The 16,352-nt window shown below is 72.1% G+C and carries 18 protein-coding genes and 1 pseudogene; 12 read left to right on the top strand and 7 right to left on the bottom strand.

Annotation, left to right across the window (positions count from 1 at the left end):
- Positions 1-89: 89 nt before the first annotated feature.
- Positions 90-674, top strand: a complete 585-nt coding sequence (locus tag B9S57_RS13125) for a hypothetical protein (RefSeq protein WP_103515742.1) — start codon at positions 90-92, stop codon at positions 672-674.
- Positions 675-771: 97 nt separating this feature from the next.
- Positions 772-987 (top strand): hypothetical protein, encoded by a 216-nt coding sequence (locus B9S57_RS13120; protein WP_103515835.1) that lies wholly within the window; start codon positions 772-774, stop codon positions 985-987.
- Between the two features lie 18 nt (positions 988-1,005).
- Here the strand turns inward: B9S57_RS13120 and B9S57_RS13115 are convergent, their stop codons facing one another.
- The 3 genes from B9S57_RS13115 to B9S57_RS13105 all read right to left on the bottom strand — a co-directional run bounded on the left by B9S57_RS13115 (position 1,006) and on the right by B9S57_RS13105 (position 3,975).
- Complete coding sequence (locus B9S57_RS13115; protein ID WP_103515741.1) at positions 1,006-1,407, bottom strand: hypothetical protein; 402 nt, start codon at positions 1,405-1,407, stop codon at positions 1,006-1,008.
- Positions 1,408-1,458: 51 nt separating this feature from the next.
- Positions 1,459-3,156, bottom strand: coding sequence for a SpoIIE family protein phosphatase (locus B9S57_RS13110; RefSeq protein ID WP_103515740.1), 1,698 nt, complete (start codon positions 3,154-3,156; stop codon positions 1,459-1,461).
- Between the two features lie 75 nt (positions 3,157-3,231).
- Complete coding sequence (locus tag B9S57_RS13105) at positions 3,232-3,975, bottom strand: alpha/beta hydrolase (RefSeq protein WP_103515739.1); 744 nt, start codon at positions 3,973-3,975, stop codon at positions 3,232-3,234.
- A 161-nt stretch (positions 3,976-4,136) separates the two neighbouring features.
- Here B9S57_RS13105 and B9S57_RS13100 point away from each other — a divergent pair, with 161 nt between their 5' ends.
- The 3 genes from B9S57_RS13100 (at position 4,137) to B9S57_RS13090 (ending at position 6,786) form a co-directional block, all read left to right on the top strand.
- The gene (locus tag B9S57_RS13100) at positions 4,137-4,622 is read left to right on the top strand and encodes a peroxiredoxin (RefSeq protein WP_103515738.1); all 486 of its coding nucleotides are present in this window, start codon (positions 4,137-4,139) and stop codon (positions 4,620-4,622) included.
- Between the two features lie 105 nt (positions 4,623-4,727).
- Entirely contained in the window at positions 4,728-5,249 is a 522-nt protein-coding gene (locus B9S57_RS13095; protein ID WP_103515737.1) for a hypothetical protein, read from the top strand.
- 85 nt (positions 5,250-5,334) lie between these two features.
- Positions 5,335-6,786, top strand: a complete 1,452-nt coding sequence (locus B9S57_RS13090) for a flotillin family protein (protein ID WP_103515736.1) — start codon at positions 5,335-5,337, stop codon at positions 6,784-6,786.
- A 52-nt stretch (positions 6,787-6,838) separates the two neighbouring features.
- Here the strand turns inward: B9S57_RS13090 and B9S57_RS13085 are convergent, their stop codons facing one another.
- Entirely contained in the window at positions 6,839-7,852 is a 1,014-nt protein-coding gene (locus B9S57_RS13085; RefSeq protein ID WP_103515735.1) for a hypothetical protein, read from the bottom strand.
- 221 nt (positions 7,853-8,073) lie between these two features.
- On the opposite strand from B9S57_RS13085, the gene B9S57_RS13080 reads away from it, so the two are divergent.
- Positions 8,074-8,814, top strand: coding sequence for a type 1 glutamine amidotransferase (locus B9S57_RS13080; protein ID WP_103515734.1), 741 nt, complete (start codon positions 8,074-8,076; stop codon positions 8,812-8,814).
- A gap of 39 nt (positions 8,815-8,853) precedes the next feature.
- Here B9S57_RS13080 and B9S57_RS13075 read toward each other — a convergent pair whose 3' ends face one another.
- A complete protein-coding gene (locus tag B9S57_RS13075; RefSeq protein WP_103515733.1) occupies positions 8,854-10,026 on the bottom strand; it encodes an epoxide hydrolase family protein in 1,173 nt (390 codons plus the stop codon).
- 83 nt (positions 10,027-10,109) lie between these two features.
- On the opposite strand from B9S57_RS13075, the gene B9S57_RS13070 reads away from it, so the two are divergent.
- From B9S57_RS13070 to B9S57_RS13050, 5 genes are all read left to right on the top strand, one after another.
- Positions 10,110-10,685 (top strand): ABATE domain-containing protein, encoded by a 576-nt coding sequence (locus B9S57_RS13070; protein ID WP_103515732.1) that lies wholly within the window; start codon positions 10,110-10,112, stop codon positions 10,683-10,685.
- 248 nt (positions 10,686-10,933) lie between these two features.
- On the top strand, positions 10,934-11,440 hold the full coding sequence (locus B9S57_RS13065) for a DinB family protein (RefSeq protein ID WP_103515731.1): 507 nt from the start codon (positions 10,934-10,936) through the stop codon (positions 11,438-11,440).
- Positions 11,441-11,628: 188 nt separating this feature from the next.
- Positions 11,629-12,411, top strand: a complete 783-nt coding sequence (locus B9S57_RS13060; protein ID WP_103515834.1) for a phosphodiesterase — start codon at positions 11,629-11,631, stop codon at positions 12,409-12,411.
- Positions 12,412-12,556: 145 nt separating this feature from the next.
- Positions 12,557-13,027 carry a cation:proton antiporter regulatory subunit gene (locus tag B9S57_RS13055; RefSeq protein ID WP_103515730.1) on the top strand — a complete coding sequence of 157 codons (471 nt, stop codon included), beginning with the start codon at positions 12,557-12,559 and terminating at the stop codon, positions 13,025-13,027.
- Between the two features lie 2 nt (positions 13,028-13,029).
- Positions 13,030-14,277 carry a cation:proton antiporter gene (locus tag B9S57_RS13050; protein WP_103515729.1) on the top strand — a complete coding sequence of 416 codons (1,248 nt, stop codon included), beginning with the start codon at positions 13,030-13,032 and terminating at the stop codon, positions 14,275-14,277.
- A 415-nt stretch (positions 14,278-14,692) separates the two neighbouring features.
- Here the strand turns inward: B9S57_RS13050 and B9S57_RS36375 are convergent.
- Positions 14,693-15,091: pseudogene (locus tag B9S57_RS36375) on the bottom strand (M48 family metalloprotease); the annotation flags it as partial.
- Between the two features lie 170 nt (positions 15,092-15,261).
- Positions 15,262-15,708 carry a BlaI/MecI/CopY family transcriptional regulator gene (locus B9S57_RS13040; RefSeq protein ID WP_103515727.1) on the bottom strand — a complete coding sequence of 149 codons (447 nt, stop codon included), beginning with the start codon at positions 15,706-15,708 and terminating at the stop codon, positions 15,262-15,264.
- A gap of 167 nt (positions 15,709-15,875) precedes the next feature.
- Between B9S57_RS13040 and B9S57_RS13035 the strand changes: the two genes are divergently transcribed.
- On the top strand, positions 15,876-16,331 hold the full coding sequence (locus tag B9S57_RS13035) for a tellurite resistance TerB family protein (protein ID WP_103515726.1): 456 nt from the start codon (positions 15,876-15,878) through the stop codon (positions 16,329-16,331).
- Positions 16,332-16,352 lie beyond the last annotated feature (21 nt).

Here is a 16,352-nt window from a genome sequence, read left to right as displayed (position 1 = left end):
CATCCCCCGTCGTGAAGGGCTACGTTCACGCGCGGACAGCGCTTCCCCCCTGGCCGGCGCGGCCCGCGCGCCCCGGAGAATCACACGGCATGAGCGACACGCACAGGTCCACGGCGGTGGCCCGGACGGTCACGGACGTCCTGCAGCCCCGCAACGTACTGCTCGTCGGCATGCTCGCCATCGGGCTGGCCTCCGCGGGTGACTGGACCGGCCTTCCCTGGGGGTTCCTCGGCGCCCTCTGCGCCGGGCTCGTCCCCGCCGGCTACATCGAGTGGGAACGCGGTCGCGGGACCTGGGGAGACCGCCACGTCGTGGACCGGACCCAGCGGGCACCGATCTTCCTGGTGATCCTGGGCTCGCTCGGCACCGGCGCGCTGATCATGGTCCTGGGCGGGGCCCCGCCCGGCATCCTGATCGCGATGATCTCGCTGTGGGTCATGACCACGGTGCTCCTGGCGGTGAACACGCTCTGGAAGATCTCGGTGGACTCGGCGGTCGCGTCGGCCGTGGTCGCACTGCTCAGCGTCGCGCACTCGCCGTGGTGGCTGTGCGCGGGTGTGCCGGCCCTCGCCGTGTGCTGGTCGCGGGTGGCCCTGCGCTACCACTCGGTGGCCCAGACGGCCGCAGGGGCGGCCGTGGGGGCCTCGACCGCGGCCGGCTTCCTCTTCGCCTGACCCGCGGCCGACGCGGCCCGGCCCCGATTGCGAAGCTGCCCGGGAGCCGGTTACGTGGACTCGGGGGAGCGCCGCGATGTCGCCGGGAGGCACGCAGATGGCCAGGAAAGCGAACTCCAAGGTCGGCCTGCTCCTGAGTCTGGGCAGCAGCACGATCGCCGTGGCCCGCTCCGTCAACCGGATGCGCAGGACACGAGGCGCCCAGGACAACCTGGAGACCGCGAACGCCGTGGCCGGGCTGCTGCCCCTGATCACGTCCGCCCTGCTCGTGCTGCGCAGGCTGCGCCGGCACTCCCGGCAGCCTGCCGGGTGACGCAGGCCGGCCCGTCCCTCAGACGGCGTCGGCCCGGCTCCGTCCCCGGAGCCGCTCCAGCACCCGGGCGCTCAGCAGCTCGTACTCCTCGCGGAGGCGGACGATCTCCGCCGGCCGCTCGACGACCTCGCCCCCGGTCACGATCTCGTGGGGGTCGAACTGCTCCCGCGTCAGGTCGATCTCCACGCCCCTGCCCAGCCGGTTCCACCAGTGGAAGTCGACGCGCTCGCCGTCGACCCGCACCTCGCCCCGGATCAGGTCGCCGCCCAGCAGGTCGTGGACCACGAGGGCGGTGACCCCGCACTGGTCCCGGGCCGGGTTCCCGGGATTCCACTGCGCCCGACAGGCGGGTGTGGTGGTGTCCGCGTCCCAGCTGCTGCGGACGGCGGCTTCGATGTCGGTGAGGAGAAGGGGTTCCATGCCCGGATGCTCCCATCCGGCACTGACAACGGCGCTGTGCCGCAGTGGCGTTCAGTACCCCCGGCTCCGTGAGACGAGCACCGCGATGTCGTCCTCGGCCGTGTCCGCGAACCGGTCGACGACCTCGTCCAGCAGTTCCTCGAGGTGTCCGCTCGCCGGGGCCCTGAGACTCGCGAGCCGTGCGATCGAGACGTCGATGTCCTCTCCCCGGCGCTCCACCAGGCCGTCGGTGTACATGAACAGCACCGTCCCGGGCGCGCACGGCAGGACCGTCGTGCGGTAGCCGCCCATGCCGGTGCCCAGCGGCGGCCCCACGGGGATCTGCGCGACTCTCGCCCCGCGTGCGCCCGGATCGATGAGGACGGGCGGGGGATGGCCCGCGCTGGCCACCTCGCAGACGCCCTCCCGCCGGTCGACGACCGCGACCAGGCAGGTCGCCGCCCGGTCGAGGCCGGACTGTTCGACGGCCCTGTCGAGGCGCTCCAGGACGCGGTGCGGGGGGTGGTCGTCCTCGGCCATGATGCGCAGCATCGAGCGGTAGTTGCTCATGGCGACGGCCGCCTCCACGCCGTGGCCCATCACGTCGCCCATGACCTTCATGTGGCGCCCGCCCGAGAGCGGAATGGCGTCGAACCAGTCTCCGCCCACCAGCGCCCCCGCGCCCGCCGGCAGGTAGAGGGACGCGATCTCGATGCCCGAGTCGGGTACCCGCGGCTCCGAGAGCAGGGAGCGCTGGAGCTCCTTGGCGACGCGGTGCTCGTGCGTGTAGTGGTCGGCGTGGTCCACGTCGACCGCCGCGCGGCCCGCGAGCGTACGGGCGACGACGACGTCGAGGCCCTCGGTGAAGGGCGGCGAGTCCCCTGCCCGGACCAGGCTCAGCACGCCCAGGGACCGGCCGTCGGTGGTGAGCGGTACGGCGACCACCGAGTGCAGGCCGATGGCCCGGTACGCCGCGACACGTTCGGGCGCGGGTGACGCGCGGGCGAACCACGCGTCGTCGGCGAGGTTCTCGATCACGGGGTCGCCGGTCGCCAGGCAAAGCGCCACCGCGGCCTCCGCCGGATAGTCGATGTCCGTGCCGGCTCCGCCGAACCTCCTTACTCCCTCGGCGAGTTCGGGAACCGTCGCCAGCCCGGCGCGCCGCAGGCGGAGCACCCCCGGTGCCGGCTCACGGCTGTCTCCCTGCCTCCGGTCCTCGGGAATCACCTCGACGACGGCGATGTCGGCCATCACCGGCACCACGAACTCCGCCAGCTCCTGGCAGGTGGAGTCCGCGTCGAGGCCGGTGCCGATGCTGGCGGCCGCCCGGTCCAGGAGTGCCAGATAGCTCCTCGCCCGCTCGAGCTCCTCCTGGTCGTCCCGGGTGACCGTGATCTCCTGGGCGATCCCCACCAGGCCCAGCACCCTGCCGCCCTCCTCCACGCGGTGGTAGGAGGTGCGCCAGGACCGCCGCTGCACGTCGGGATCCGTCCGGGTCCGTGCCCCGACGGTCACCGCGCGGGCCCTGCCGTCGGCCAGTACACGGTGCACCACGTCGGTCCGGACATCGACCTCCGGCAGGATCTCGTCCACCGTCCTGCCCAGGTGGGCGGCGGCCGGGATGCCGTTGAGCCGTTCGAATGCCGGGTTCACGTAGACGTAGCGCAGATCCGTGTCGAGGACGACCACACCGGCGGGACTGCCACCGATCAGCGCGGCCAGCTCCGCCACGTCGAAGCGGGGCGGATCGGCGTGCTCTTCGGCCTGCAACGGAGCCTCCAGAGGGATACGTCCCGCCGGGTGCTGGGCGGTCGCCCGCTCATGGGCCGGCGAGTACCCGGTCCCTCATCGTCTGCCGACGCGCGCCGCCCCGCATCTCCGCCGGGACGGCGCCCCGGTGTCGATTCCGTCCAGCGGCAGGGTCCCCTCGGAGGCCGCCGCCCCGGGCGGCAGCCCGAACGCGGCCTCCACCCGTCCGGGCACCGGCCCGAGCCCCAGCATCCCGCTCACCAGCAGGCCGGCCAGGTGGTGCCAGGCGGGGGCCCGCCGGATCATCGCGTGGTCGCTGCCCGGGATGGTCACCAGGCAGGTACGGGCGCCCGCGCGGCGCGCCCGTGCCGTGAGCGACTGGGACGCCAGGGGGCTCGTCACCCGGTCCCGGGTGCTGTGCAGCAGGACGACGTCACGCCCGGCCAGCTGCGTCACCGGATCGCCCGGCGGGCACCACGGGGCCAGGCCCACCACCGAGCGGACCAGGGGGTGCCCGGCGGCGTGGAGAGCGGCACGGGCGCCCATGGAGTGGCCGAGGAGGACCACAGGGATGTCGCCGGCCTCGCGCCGCAGGGCGTCCAGCGCCCTCACCGTGTCGTGCAGCGGATCCTCGCGGTGCCCGTTCCAGCCCCGGTGCGTGTAGCGGACCCGCTGGACACGCACCCCGGAGTCGCCGCGCACCGCGCGGGCCACCACCCGGACGAACGGCAGCATCCGCATGCCGGGCAGGTTCATGGCGCCCGGTGCCGGTGCCGCCAGGCCCGTCTCGTAGCCGCCGTGGAGGACGAGCACCGCTGCCGACGGGGGTCTTCCGGACAACACATACCTCCCGGTCGAGGTGCGGGGCCGACGCCCGCGCTCTCCCCCCGTATTCGGTGCCGGACGGCATACGGATGGGTCGAACGTGTCGGCGCGTGGAAAGTGCCGTTCACTGTACGGGGCACGAACCGTTCCCCCACGCGACACAAGGAGCCACCGGCATGGCGTCAGGACCTCACATCGGCCAGTCCGCACCGGACTTCACCCTCCCCGGAGGCGTACTCGCCGACGGCACCTTCGAGCGGCGCGACTTCACGCTCTCCGCCGCACGCGGCCGTGCCGTCGTCCTCGCCTTCTACCCCGGCGACAACACGTCCGTCTGCACCAAACAGCTCTGCTCCTACTCCTCCGGCTTCGAGACCTTCGAGGGACTCGACGCCGAGGTCTGGGGAATCAGTCCACAGGGTGTGGACAGTCACGAGGACTTCGCCCGCGGTCACGGCCTGCGCATGCCGCTCCTGGCCGACACGGAGCGGGAGACCACCCGGGCCTACGGGGTCGCCGCACCCGGCATCGGCGTACGCCGCTCCGTCTTCCTGATCGGACCGGACGGTGTGCTGCGGTGGAAGCACGTCGCCCTTCTCGGCGCCACCTTCCAGTCGCTGGACACACTCGCCGAGCAGCTTTCCGGCATCAAAACCCCGTAAAAACTGCCGGGTTCCGGCAGTACCCGGGGCGGGCGCCCTATGGGACCATGCAGCCAGTTCGACGGAGCCATTCCGGGGGATTACGAACATCGGGGGAGTGATCGCGTGACCGTCTTCCTGGGTCTCGGCATTGCGGGCATCGTCCTTCTCGCCCTCTCCCTGATCTTCGACGGAGTCCTCGAAGGGCTCTTCGGTGACGCCCTGGACGGAATGCTGGACGGTCTCTTCGACGGCCTGCTCTCCCTCCCCGTCATCGCCGGTTTCCTCTCGATGCTCGGCTTCGGCGGGGCGATCGTCCTCGGTACCACCGACCTCGGCACTCCGGTGGCCGTCGCGGGGGGTGCCGTGACGGGCCTCGTCGCGGCCTGGCTGACCTGGAAGCTCAGCCGGGCGCTGATGCGTGATGCGACCACGGCCACACCACGCGGCGAGGACCTCGTCGGCACCTCGGGATCCGTCGTCACTCCGATCCCGGCCGACGGCTACGGCGAGGTCCTGCTGCGCCTCGCGGGCCAGACCGTCAAGTTCGCCGCGAGGAGCGCGGTCCCGGTCGAACGCGGGGCCGAGATCTGGGTGGAGGCCGCCCTCTCGACCACCTCGGTCACGGTCCGCCCCGTCGAACGCTGACCAGCATCCGTTCCACCCGCCCGTCCAGAGCCCGTACAGCCGAACACACTGCCGTCCCGTCGGGAGGGCAAGGGGGACACCTCTCATGAGTCCAGTACTGATCGCCATCGTCGGGACCGTCGTCCTGATCGTGCTCCTGGCCCTCGTAGTGATCACCCGCTACAAGGTCGCGGGGCCCAGCCAGGCCTTCATCATCACCGGCCGCCGGGGGAAGAAGTCCGTCGACCCGGTGACCGGCCGTACCAGCGTCGACAACAGCGGCCAGAAGGTCGTCGTCGGCGGCGGCGTCTTCGTCGTGCCGTTCGTCCAGCAGAAGTTCACGCTCGACCTCTCCAGCCGGCACATCCCCGTCGCCGTACGCGGCGCGGTCACCCTGCGCGGAGTGAAGTCCCACCTCGAAGGCGTCGCGATCGTCAAGGTGGGCGGCAGCGAGGACTCGATCCGCGCCGCGGCCCAGCGCTTCCTCCAGCAGCAGGACGGCATCGTCGGCTTCACCCAGGAGGTGCTCTCCGGCGCGCTGCGCGCCATCGTCGGCCGCATGTCCGTCGAGGACATCATCCGCGACCGTGCCGCGTTCGCCGGTCAGGTCGCCGAGGAGGCCGAGGCCAGCCTCTCCGGCCAGGGCCTCATCCTGGACGCCTTCCAGATCCAGGACATCACCACCGAGGGCTCCTACCTGGAGGACCTCGGCCGTCCCGAGGCCGCACGCGCCAAGCAGGAGGCCGACATCGCCGAGGCCATCGCCCGGCGTGCCTCCGAGCAGGCCCGGCTGAAGGCGGCGGAGGAGATCGCCATCGCCGAGCGGACGTTCTACCTCAAGCAGGCCGAGATCAGGGTCGAGACCGAAGCGGCGGCGGCCCAGGCCAACGCCGCGGGTCCGCTCGCCGAAGCCGCCCGCCAGCAGGAGGTCCTCAGCGAGCAGGAGAAGGTCGCCGAGCGCCAGGCGGCCCTGACCGACCGCCAGCTCGACACCCAGGTCCGCAAGCCCGCCGACGCCGCCCGCTACCAGGCGGAGCAGGAGGCGGAGGCCCGCCGTATCGCGCAGGTCAAGGAGGCCGAGGCGGCAGCGGAGCGCTCCCGCCTGACCGGTCAGGGTGAGAAGCTCCACCGCTCGGCCCTCGCCGACGCCGTACGCATCGAGGGTGAGTCCGAGGCCGCGGCCATCGCCGCGAAGGGCGCCGCCGAGGCCGAGGCCATGCAGAAGAAGGCGGACGCCTTCGCGCAGTACGGCGACGCGGCCGTCCTCCAGATGCTCGTCGAGGTGCTCCCGCAGGTCGTCGCCAAGGCCTCCGAGCCGCTGAGCGCCATCGACAAGATGACGGTCATCTCGACGGACGGCGCGAGCCAGCTCTCCCGCACGGTCACCGACAACGTCGCCCAGGGTCTGGAGCTCCTCAACTCCACGACGGGCGTCGACCTGGGCGCGCTGCTGCGCAACCTCCAGGGCAAGGCGGGCGGCAGCACCACCGCCCCGGCGCCCGCGGTGCCCGCACCGGCTCCGGCGGCCGACGGCGAGAAGATCGAGATCAAGGACTGACTCGCCCCGTCCCCCTGTGCCCGGCCGGTGGTCTCCCACCGGCCGGGCACACTCATGTGGGTCCCGGCCCTGCCTGGCGCACGGCGGCGACCCTCTCCCGCCAGGGCGTGTGGGCGTACGGATCGCCGTCCGCGTCCTGTTCCGGGACACCGGCTGCCTCCGCCGCGAGCTGCGCCGCCCTGGCCTCGTCCCATGCCGCCCGCGCCGCCTCCCGGCGGCACGGCCCGCACCGTGTCTCGCCGTCCTCCCCCGGGCCCGGCCGGAAGAGGTGCTCGTCCCCCGGGCCGGTGCACAGCACCAACGGCGCCGGGGGAGCTACCGGCCGCACCGGGGACGGTTCCTCCGGCAGCTTCTGCACGAGCCTGTGCCGCAGGAAGCCGACCGCCGAACGCACCCCCTCCGCCGGCAGATCACTGACCAGCACCCGGCGCATCTCCTCGGCGCTCACACCGCGCCGCAGCCACGCCACGGCGAGTCTCACGAGCTTCCGGGCCTCCGCCACCCCCAGGTGCAGGGAATGGTGCGCACGCCGCAGCGACAGCAACACCCGCTCGGCCTGGGCCTCCTCGGGACCGGTGGTGACCAACGCCGCCTCGTCGGGCGTCGGTTCGGTGGGTGGGCGGGGAGCGTTCTTCTCACGTTCTTCATCCACCGGTTCTTGACGACCGACCGTGCGAACCCTCGGATGCCCGACCGTCGGATTCCGCTCACCCGGAGAGACGGCGGGCGGCAGCGGGGTACCCGCCCGGACCCCCTTCGCCTCTTCGGGGGTCAGGACGACGTTTGCGAGGAGCTGTTCGGTGGTCCAGAAGCCCCGCCCGCCCTGCTCCCGCCACTCGTACAGGTACCCATGCGCGACCAGCAGTTTCTTGGCCTTCTGATAGGCCCGCCCGGTGATCCCGAGAGCCCGCGCGTGCTCGCTGAGGGCCACACCGCGACGGTCGTCGGGGAGCCCCTGCACATAGAGAAGGAGGATCTTCGCGTCGCTGCTCAGACGCGGGGTGCGCACCAGCTCGTTCGCGGCCTTCGTGTAGCCGCGGGACGGCGCGATAGCATGCCAAAGCATCCTGGTGGACCTCTTATCCACTGGCGGTGAAGGTCCTCGGGCTGTGCTGCTAACACGTCCGGGGACCGCGCCATGCGCGCGCCTGCGCACACAGCGTGATGACGCGATCACGCTACCGCAGCCGAAACCCCGCGGTTGACCTCAGGTGTGACGTTCACACCTGGGAGTGACCGGGGCATATTCCGATCATGGACGACGGCAGGCAACGGCGGGAGCAACCCATGAGCGTCAACAGCGCGACGGCCACGGCCCTGGTGGTCCAGCACCAGTCCGGGGGAGGGCTGGGCCGCTGGGCGGAGTGGCTGAGCGAGCGGGGCGTGACACCGCAGGTGGTCCGCGCATACGAGCGCGAGCCCCTCCCGGACCGGCTGGAACACTCCGCCCTCATCGTCCTCGGCGGCGCCCACCTGCCCGACGACGACGCCAACGCCCCCTGGCTGCCCGCGACTCGGGCCCTCGTACGCCAGGCCGTCGCCGAGGGGACACCGATGTTCGGCATCTGCCTCGGCGGCCAGATGCTCGCCCAGGTCACCGGGGGCGAGGTGCGCGGGAACCACGGGACGCCCGAATTCGGCAGCACCCGGCTCAGCCTGCGCGCCGAGGCGGCGGCGGACCCGGTGTTCCACGGGCTGCCCGCGCATCCTCCGGCCATCGAGAACCACGTCGACGCCATCACCGCGCTTCCCGCCGGGGCCCACTGGCTGGTCAGCAGCGAAGACTGCCCCTACCAGGGCTTCCGCGTCGGCTCCGCGGCCTGGGGCGTGCAGTTCCACCCGGAGACGACGGCCGAGCGCATCCTGAAGTGGAACCGCGACCGGCTGGACCGTCACGGCGCACCCGACCCGGAGGCCCTGCACGCCTCGGCCCTGCGCGACGAGCCGGCAGCCACGGAGACCTGGCGCACCGTCGCCCACCGCTTCGCCGACGTGGTGACCGCAGGAGTCCACCTTCGGGAACCGTGAGCCCGGGATGCCCGACAGGGCGCCGACCGCCAGCGGCGTTCACCGACGATCGGCCAGCACTGCCGCGAGGCCCTCCCGCAGATCCTTGACGAAGTACTCGGGGACCTCCAGCGACGGGAAGTGGCCCCCGGCCTCGGGCGACCCCCACCGGACCATCCGCCGGTACCGCTCCTGGGCCCAGGGGCGCGGGCACTTGTCGACGTCGCGCGGATACATGGTGACTGCCGACGGGACGTCGACCCGGAGGTCGGGATCGAGGGAGTTGTGGCTCTCGTAGTAGATGCGGGCGGCCGATGCGCCGGTCCGGGTCAGCCAGTACAGGGTGACGTCGTCGAGGATCCGGTCCCTGGAGATCGTCTCGAACGGGCTGTCCTCGGTGTCCGACCACTCGGCGAACTTGTCGAGGAGCCAGGCGAGAAGCCCGACCGGTGAGTCGACGAGCGAGTAGCCGATGGTCTGCGGCCGGGTCGCCTGCTGCTTCGCGTACGCCGCGCGATGGCGCCAGAAGTGGCGGGTCTCCTCGGCCCACTCGCGCTCGACCGCCGTCAGCCCGTCCGTCGTCACCCCGGGCGGCGCCTCCGCGAACGTCGTGTGGATGCCGAGGACGTGCTCCGGGAACCTGCCGCCGAGAACCGCGGTGATGTTGCCGCCCCAGTCGCCGCCGTGGGCCAGGAACGTCCCGTAGCCAAGCCTCCCCATCAGCTCCACCCACGCGGCCGCGATCCTCTCGGTCCCCCACCCGGTGGTGGCCGGCTTGTCGCTGTGGCCGAAGCCCGGCAACGAGGGGGCCACGACGTGGAACGCGGGGGCCTCCGCGTTCTTCGGATCCGCCAACTCGTCCACTACGTCGACGAACTCGGCGATGCTGCCCGGCCAGCCGTGCGTCACGATCAGAGGCGTGGCGTCCGCGCGCGGGGACCGGCGGTGCAGGAAGTGGACCCCCAGGCCGTCGACGGTCGTGCGGAACTGGCCGATCCGGTTGAGCCGCGCCTCGAACGACCGCCAGTCGTAGTCGGTGCGCCAGTACTCCACGAGACCGACGAGGTCGGCGAGAGGGACGCCCTGCTCCCATCTCCGGGAGCCGGGCGCAGCGGGATGGACCGTCTCGGCCTCCGGCAGCCGCGCCACCGCCAGTCGCGCCCGCAGATCGTCGAGTTCGGCGTCAGTCGCGTGGGTTTCGCATGCGTGTACGTCGCTGCTCGGGCGGGGCATGAGACCTCCTGGATGCTCACGGAACCGGCTAAGACGGTTCTAGCAGCCACCCGAGCCGCGCCGCAACCGGCTAAGGTGGTTCCATGCCTTCCGGATTCCCCGACTTCCGCCTCGGCAGCGTGCTGGCGACCAGCTTCACGGGGACCCTGTCGGAGCGTCACGGCACCGCCGTGGAGCGCATCCCCACGCCGCACCGGCTCGTCGACTGGCTGACGGTGTACGGCCTCGCCGTCGACTCCTGCACCCCTGCCCAGCTCGACCGTGCCCGGGAGCTGCGGGAGTCGATCCACGCCGCCGCCACAGCGGCCGCACTCCAGGACGCCCTCCCCGCGTCCGCCGTCCAGGTCATCAACGACCGCAGCACCCGGGGCCGGGCCGCAGCGGTCCTGACGCCCGAGGGCGAGCGGCAGTGGCGGCTCGGCCCGGCTTCCTCCGTGGAGGACGCCCTCGGCGTGATCGCCGCCGACGCGATCGGCATCATCGCGGGTGAACGGGACGGCAAACTGGCCCTGTGCGCGTCACCGACCTGCCTGGCCGCCTTCTTCGACACCAGCCGGAGCCGAAGCCGAAAGTGGTGCGACATGAACACGTGCGGAAACCGTCAGAAGAAGGCGCGCTTCAACGCCGGCCGGCGCGGACAGTCCGGCTCAGCGGAGTGATCGCCACCCTCGGCGCATCCGACAGGCCCCATGCGGGCGTTCCGCCGTCGGATCAGACGGACGGCGGCACCGTCGAGCGCCTCCATGACGCGCTGCGCGGCGAGGTCCGTGAAGCCGGCGGCCGCAACACGCCTCGTGGCTCACCGCCCACCGGCGCCTCGCCCGGGACGACGAGACCAGCCCGCCCCACCCGGAGACTGCGGTAAAGCGTTCGACATGGGTCGCGGTGACCGGGGACGCTTCACTCGATGACCAGAATCGACGACACGCCGCCCGCGTGGGACGAGCGCACCCAGCTCACCACGTTTCTCGACTACACCCGTGCCACCGCCCGCGCCAAGTGCGAAGGCGTCTCTGCGGAGAACGCACGCAAGGCGCTCCTGCCGGGCTCGCCGCTGATGACCATGAGCGGAGTGATCAACCACCTCCGCTGGGTCGAGTACCACTGGTTCCAGGTGGTCTTCCTCGGCGAGGAGGACCGGGGCCCCTGGACCGATGAGGACCCCGACCGCGAGATGCGTATCGCCGTCGACTTCCCTCTCACACAGTTGCTCGACGAGTACGCCGAACAGAGCGCCCGCTACCGCGAACTGGCCGCCGGGAACGACCTGGACAAGCAGGCCGTGGGAACCATCCGCAACGGCCTCCACGTCGACCTGCGCTGGATCCTTCTCCACCTCACCGAGGAGACGGCCCGCCACAACGGCCACCTGGACATCCTCCGCGAGATACTCGACGGCACGACCGGCGGCTAGAAGCGGCCCGGCCGATTCCGGGAGCGCCTGCTTCAGCAGGTCCGGGCCGAGGCTGACGCTCCCGGCGAGAGAGACCGGGACGTGTACGTGTCGGTGGACTCCGCCGGCGTCCGCGCTCATCAGCACACGCAGCCCAGCGATCCTCATGACCGGCGGACACGCCCCGGCCTCCCCTGCATCATTGGATGATGCCCGCATCCATCGCACACCTCAGCGACCCGCACCTCACGACCGGCCCGCTCGCCGGGGCTCCCGCGGAAGGGCTGTACCGGGCACTCGGCCGGGTGCTCACGCTGGACCCGCGGCCCGACTGCGTGGTGATCACCGGTGACCTGGCCGACCGGGGCAGGCCCGAGGAGTACCGGGCGTTTCGCGAGGTGATCGGAGGCTTCCCGTTGCCCCTGCACCTGGTGGCCGGCAACCACGACGACCCCGACGCGCTGCTGGCGGAGTTCGGCGGCACGCACTTCCTGGGTGAGGGGACGCGGGCCCACTACGCGGTGGACCATCCGGAGTGCACCGTCGTGGTCCTGGACTCGACCGTGCCGGGCTCGCCGGGAGGCCGTCTCGGCACCTCGCAGCTGGAGTGGCTGGACGGAGTCCTCGCCCGCAGGCCGGAGGTCCCCGCGATCGTCTGCCTGCACCATCCGCCGATCGCGGTCGGCATCCCGTTCCTGGACGGGATGCGCCTGGACGACGGCGAGGAGCTGGCTGTCGTGGTGTCCCGGCACGGCAACGTCGCGCGGGTCCTCGCCGGCCATGTGCACCGGTCCGTCACCGCCGCCTTCGCCGGCAGCACCCTGGTCACAGCACCCAGCACCCACCTCCAGAGCGGCTTGGCCCTGCGGGATGGCGTACCCCACCACCTCCCGGAGCCGACCTCCGTCCTGCTCCATCTCCTCACCGGCACCACCTGGGTCACCCACACCGTCCCGGTCAGCCACGCCGCGGCGACGGTCGCCGGCTTCTGACCGGACGGCGCCTCAGCCGGCGACGACCCCCCGGGCCGCCCCGCGCTCCCCGACGGCCGGAAGCGCCCTCCGGTTAGGGTAATGAGCAGCTAAAGAGATGATCAAATGCGCTGCTCCGCCGCCGCGCACTCCTCGGGAGGAAGCCATGGGAACCCACCGCACATCGCTGCCGGGAGTCGGCGTCCAGTACGACTACATCACCGAGTCGGGGCAGCACATCTCCGTGGTCGTGCACCACGACGGGCGGCGGTTCCTGGGGTTCTACGAGAAGGACGACCCGGATTCGTGCGTGCTCTCCGTCCCCCTGACGACCACCGAGGCCACCGGGCTCGCGCACCTCATCGACGCGGCACCGATCGACGCCGTGCGGACCGAGGGGATCGACCTGGTCACCGAGCACATCCCGCTCGGGACCCGCTCCCCGTACGGCGGCCGGCTGCTCGGCGACACCCGGGCGCGGACCAGGACCGGGGCCTCGATCGTGGCGGTCCTGCGGACGCACAGCGCGCACCCGTCGCCCGGTCCGGACTTCCGGCTGGCCATCGGGGACACGCTCGTCGTCGTAGGAACGCGTGAGGGCGTCGACACGCTCTCCGAGATCATCGCGGAGGGCTGACCATGCACGACACGACCGCACTCCTGGTGGAGCTGGGCTCCGTCATCCTCGGGCTCGGCATCATCGGGAGGTTCGCCGGGCGGATAGGCCTCTCGCCGATCCCGCTGTACCTGCTGGCCGGACTCGCCTTCGGGGACGGCGGCCTGCTGCCACTCGGTGCCAGCGAGGAGTTCACCGCCATCGGGGCGGAGATCGGCGTCATCCTGCTCCTGCTGCTCCTCGGGCTCGAGTACAGCGCCTCGGAGCTCGTCACCAGTCTCAAGACGCAGTACCCGTCCGGGGCCGTCGACTTCGTCCTCAACGCGACGCCCGGTGCCGCGGCCGGACTGATGCTCGGGTGGGGCCCCGTCGGCGCCGTCGCCCTGGCGGGTGTCACCTGGATCTCGTCGTCGGGCGTGATCGCCAAGGTGATGACCGACATGGGGCGGCTCGGCAACCGCGAGACGCCCGTCATCCTCGGGGTCCTCGTCATCGAGGACCTCTCCATGGCGGTCTACCTGCCGCTGCTCACCGCCATGCTGGCCGGGGTCGGTCTGGCCGGCGGCAGCGTCGCGCTGCTGATCGCGCTCGGCACGGTCGGCTTCGTGCTGTACCTGGCGCTGCGCCACGGCCGGCTCATCAGCCGCGCGGTGTCGTCCGACAACCCCGAGATGCTGCTGCTCGTCGTCCTCGGGCTCACCGTCCTGGTGGCCGGGGTGGCCCAGCAGCTCCAGGTCTCCGCCGCCGTCGGCGCGTTCCTCGTGGGCATCGCCCTCTCCGGGGAGGTCGCCGAGGGCGCGCGCAAGCTGCTGACGCCCCTGCGGGACCTCTTCGCCGCCGTCTTCTTCGTGTTCTTCGGGCTGTCCACCGATCCTGCGGAGATCCCGCCCGTGCTGCTCCCGGCGGCGCTGCTGGCGATCGTCACGGTCTTCACGAAGATCGCCACCGGCTGGTACGCCGCCCGGCGGGCCGGGATCGGTCCGCGCGGCCGCTGGCGTGCGGGCGGCACGCTGGTCGCGCGCGGGGAGTTCTCGATCGTCATCGCCGGTCTGGCCGTGGCCACGGAACCGCGGATCGGGCCCATCGCGACCGCGTACGTGCTGATCCTGGTGATCGCCGGGCCGCTCACCGCCCGGTGGACGGAACCGGTCGCCTCGAAGCTCCAGGCCGCACTGGCCGGCAGGCGGAAGAAGCCGTCCCTCGCGGGCGATCAGCCGATGCCGTCGCACGACGACCTCACGCCGGAGCACGCGGGGCGCGACTCCGACTGAGGCGACCGGTTGCGGCCACTCAGAGCGGGGTGGCCGCGTGGAGGATGGAGACGAGCGTCACCGTCGCGTTGAGCGACGACAGCGCCGAGGCCGCCGTCCCGACCGTCGCGGTCACCGCCGCCAGCGCCAGATGCGGGTCGGCCGGGGGCCAGAGCCCTCCCGAGGGCTCGGGGTCCAGCAGCGCCGCGACCCTGCGGGGGACGGGGCCGGCCGTCGCGAAGGACGGGAGCACGGCGGCCCCCGCCGGGCGGTGCGAGAACAGCGCCGCCCTGCCGACCGCCGTGGCGACGGCACGGCGGCTGCCCACCGCGCACGCCGCCTCCTCGTCCGCCCAGCGCTCGGTGCTGTACGCCACCGCCGTGCGCAGGGGCAGGAGGAACGGGTTGGCGCGCGCCGCCAGTTGGGTCACCAGCAGGTAGCGGTGATGGCGGCCCGCCAGGTGTGCGCGTTCATGGGCGACGAGCGCACGGCGTTCGCCGGCGTCCAGGCACTCCAGCATCGCGGTGGAGACGACGACCCGCCCGTCCCTCCCGCGCCGCCCCGGCAGGGCGTACGCGTACGGGTCGGAGGACGGGACCACCGCGAGGTCCCCGCGGCCGCCGCGTCCGGCGGACGGCGGCAGGGCGCGGGCCGCGTGGGCCCGGGTCCTGGTGTGGCGCAGCAGGGTGGAGCCGCAGGCCGCCAGGACCGCCCCCAGGACGCCGATCGCGACCAGGCCCGCCTTCTCGTCGTACGGCACCGTGGCGCGCACCTCGGGGTCCGACCAGCCGTCGGGCAGCGGATTGCCGGGGAGTTGAGCCGTGCCGACGACCATGAGCAGGGCCAGGCACAGGGTGCTGCACAGGGCCAGCGTCGAGCCAACGGCGGCCAGCAGCCTGGTGGCACTCCTCGGGTGCAGATGCTGTTCGGCGAGGCGTGCCATGGGCAGTGCGGTCAGCGGCAGGACGAGTGGCAGGTAGACGAAGACGCCCATCGTGGTGGCTCTCAGCCTTCCGGAGCTGCGGAGTCGTCGTGGGGGCCGGAGGTGTCGGCGGCGCGGGAGAGCAGCGCGCGGAGCCTGGCCTCGTCGCCCGGGGAGAGCGCGGAGACGAAGCGCGCGAGGACGGCCTCCCTGTCGCGCTCGCCGTCCAGGACCCGGCGCATCCGCAGGGCGGCGAGGCCCGCCTCGTCGGACGCGGGGGTCCAGACGTAGGAGCGGCCCTGCCGGGTGCGGGTCACGGCGTTCTTCGCGTAGAGGCGGGAGAGGATCGTGATGACGGTGGTGTAGGCGAGATCACCGTCTAGGTGCTCCTGCACCCATCCGGCCGTGGCGGGGCCGACCGCGGAGCACAGCACGGTCAGGACCTGGGACTCCAGCTGTCCCTGGCCGCGCCGGGGCAGCCGTGGGCCGTCCGGGGCGCCGTCGTCGTCCGTGCCTGTGGGCCTGTTCATCCGCCGCATCCTACTGAGGGGGCCGGCGTCCGGCCCGCCCACCGCCGTCCACCCACCGCTCTTCTACACAGTTGTAGAGTTCGAGTGGTTGCCGCACCACAGCCAACGCACCACAGTCAACGCACCACAGCCAACGCACCACAGTCAACGCAACGTATGGAGACGTCATGGCCCTTTGGGATCGGATCAAGGAATCCGCGTCGACGATGCAGACGCAGCTGGAGGCGAAGAAGAACGACCTGAAGAGCGGGGCGTTCCGGGACGCGAGCATGGCCATGTGTGCCCTGGTCTCCGCGGCCGACGGTTCCATCGACCCGTCCGAGCGGCAGCGCGTCGCCTCGCTGATCGCCACCAACGACGTCCTGCAGAACTTCCCGGCGGACGACCTGCAGCGCCGGTTCAACGCCTACGTGGACAAGCTGACCGCGGACTTCGCCTTCGGCAAGGTCAGCGTGCTCCAGGAGATCGGCAAGGCGAAGAAGAAGCCCGCCGAGGCGCGTGCCGTCATCCAGATCGGCATCGTCATCGGGGGCGCCGACGGCGATTTCGACAAGTCGGAGCAGGCCGTCGTGCGTGAGGCGTGCTTCGCACTCGACCTGCCGCCGCACGAGTTCGACCTGTAGGGCGCTGCCCAGGCGTACGGA

The organism is Streptomyces sp. SM10 (assembly GCF_002910915.1).
Lineage (GTDB): Bacteria > Actinomycetota > Actinomycetes > Streptomycetales > Streptomycetaceae > Streptomyces.
Note: the sequence above shows the minus strand (reverse complement) of the source record. Positions and strands in the feature narration are given on the sequence as shown.

Excerpts from the sequence above, each read along its gene's own strand:
- B9S57_RS13080 (WP_103515734.1), top strand. The coding sequence starts at position 8,074 with ATGAGCGTCAACAGCGCGACGGCCACGGCCCTGGTGGTCCAGCACCAG.
- B9S57_RS13060 (WP_103515834.1), top strand. The coding sequence starts at position 11,629 with ATGCCCGCATCCATCGCACACCTCAGCGACCCGCACCTCACGACCGGC.
- B9S57_RS13075 (WP_103515733.1), bottom strand. The coding sequence starts at position 10,026 with ATGCCCCGCCCGAGCAGCGACGTACACGCATGCGAAACCCACGCGACT.
- B9S57_RS13050 (WP_103515729.1), top strand. The coding sequence starts at position 13,030 with ATGCACGACACGACCGCACTCCTGGTGGAGCTGGGCTCCGTCATCCTC.
- B9S57_RS13090 (WP_103515736.1), top strand. The coding sequence starts at position 5,335 with ATGAGTCCAGTACTGATCGCCATCGTCGGGACCGTCGTCCTGATCGTG.
- B9S57_RS13040 (WP_103515727.1), bottom strand. The coding sequence starts at position 15,708 with ATGAACAGGCCCACAGGCACGGACGACGACGGCGCCCCGGACGGCCCA.
- B9S57_RS13125 (WP_103515742.1), top strand. The coding sequence starts at position 90 with ATGAGCGACACGCACAGGTCCACGGCGGTGGCCCGGACGGTCACGGAC.
- B9S57_RS13115 (WP_103515741.1), bottom strand. The coding sequence starts at position 1,407 with ATGGAACCCCTTCTCCTCACCGACATCGAAGCCGCCGTCCGCAGCAGC.
- B9S57_RS13100 (WP_103515738.1), top strand. The coding sequence starts at position 4,137 with ATGGCGTCAGGACCTCACATCGGCCAGTCCGCACCGGACTTCACCCTC.
- B9S57_RS13085 (WP_103515735.1), bottom strand. The coding sequence starts at position 7,852 with ATGCTTTGGCATGCTATCGCGCCGTCCCGCGGCTACACGAAGGCCGCG.
- B9S57_RS13065 (WP_103515731.1), top strand. The coding sequence starts at position 10,934 with ATGACCAGAATCGACGACACGCCGCCCGCGTGGGACGAGCGCACCCAG.
- B9S57_RS13035 (WP_103515726.1), top strand. The coding sequence starts at position 15,876 with ATGGCCCTTTGGGATCGGATCAAGGAATCCGCGTCGACGATGCAGACG.
- B9S57_RS13120 (WP_103515835.1), top strand. The coding sequence starts at position 772 with ATGGCCAGGAAAGCGAACTCCAAGGTCGGCCTGCTCCTGAGTCTGGGC.
- B9S57_RS13070 (WP_103515732.1), top strand. The coding sequence starts at position 10,110 with ATGCCTTCCGGATTCCCCGACTTCCGCCTCGGCAGCGTGCTGGCGACC.
- B9S57_RS13055 (WP_103515730.1), top strand. The coding sequence starts at position 12,557 with ATGGGAACCCACCGCACATCGCTGCCGGGAGTCGGCGTCCAGTACGAC.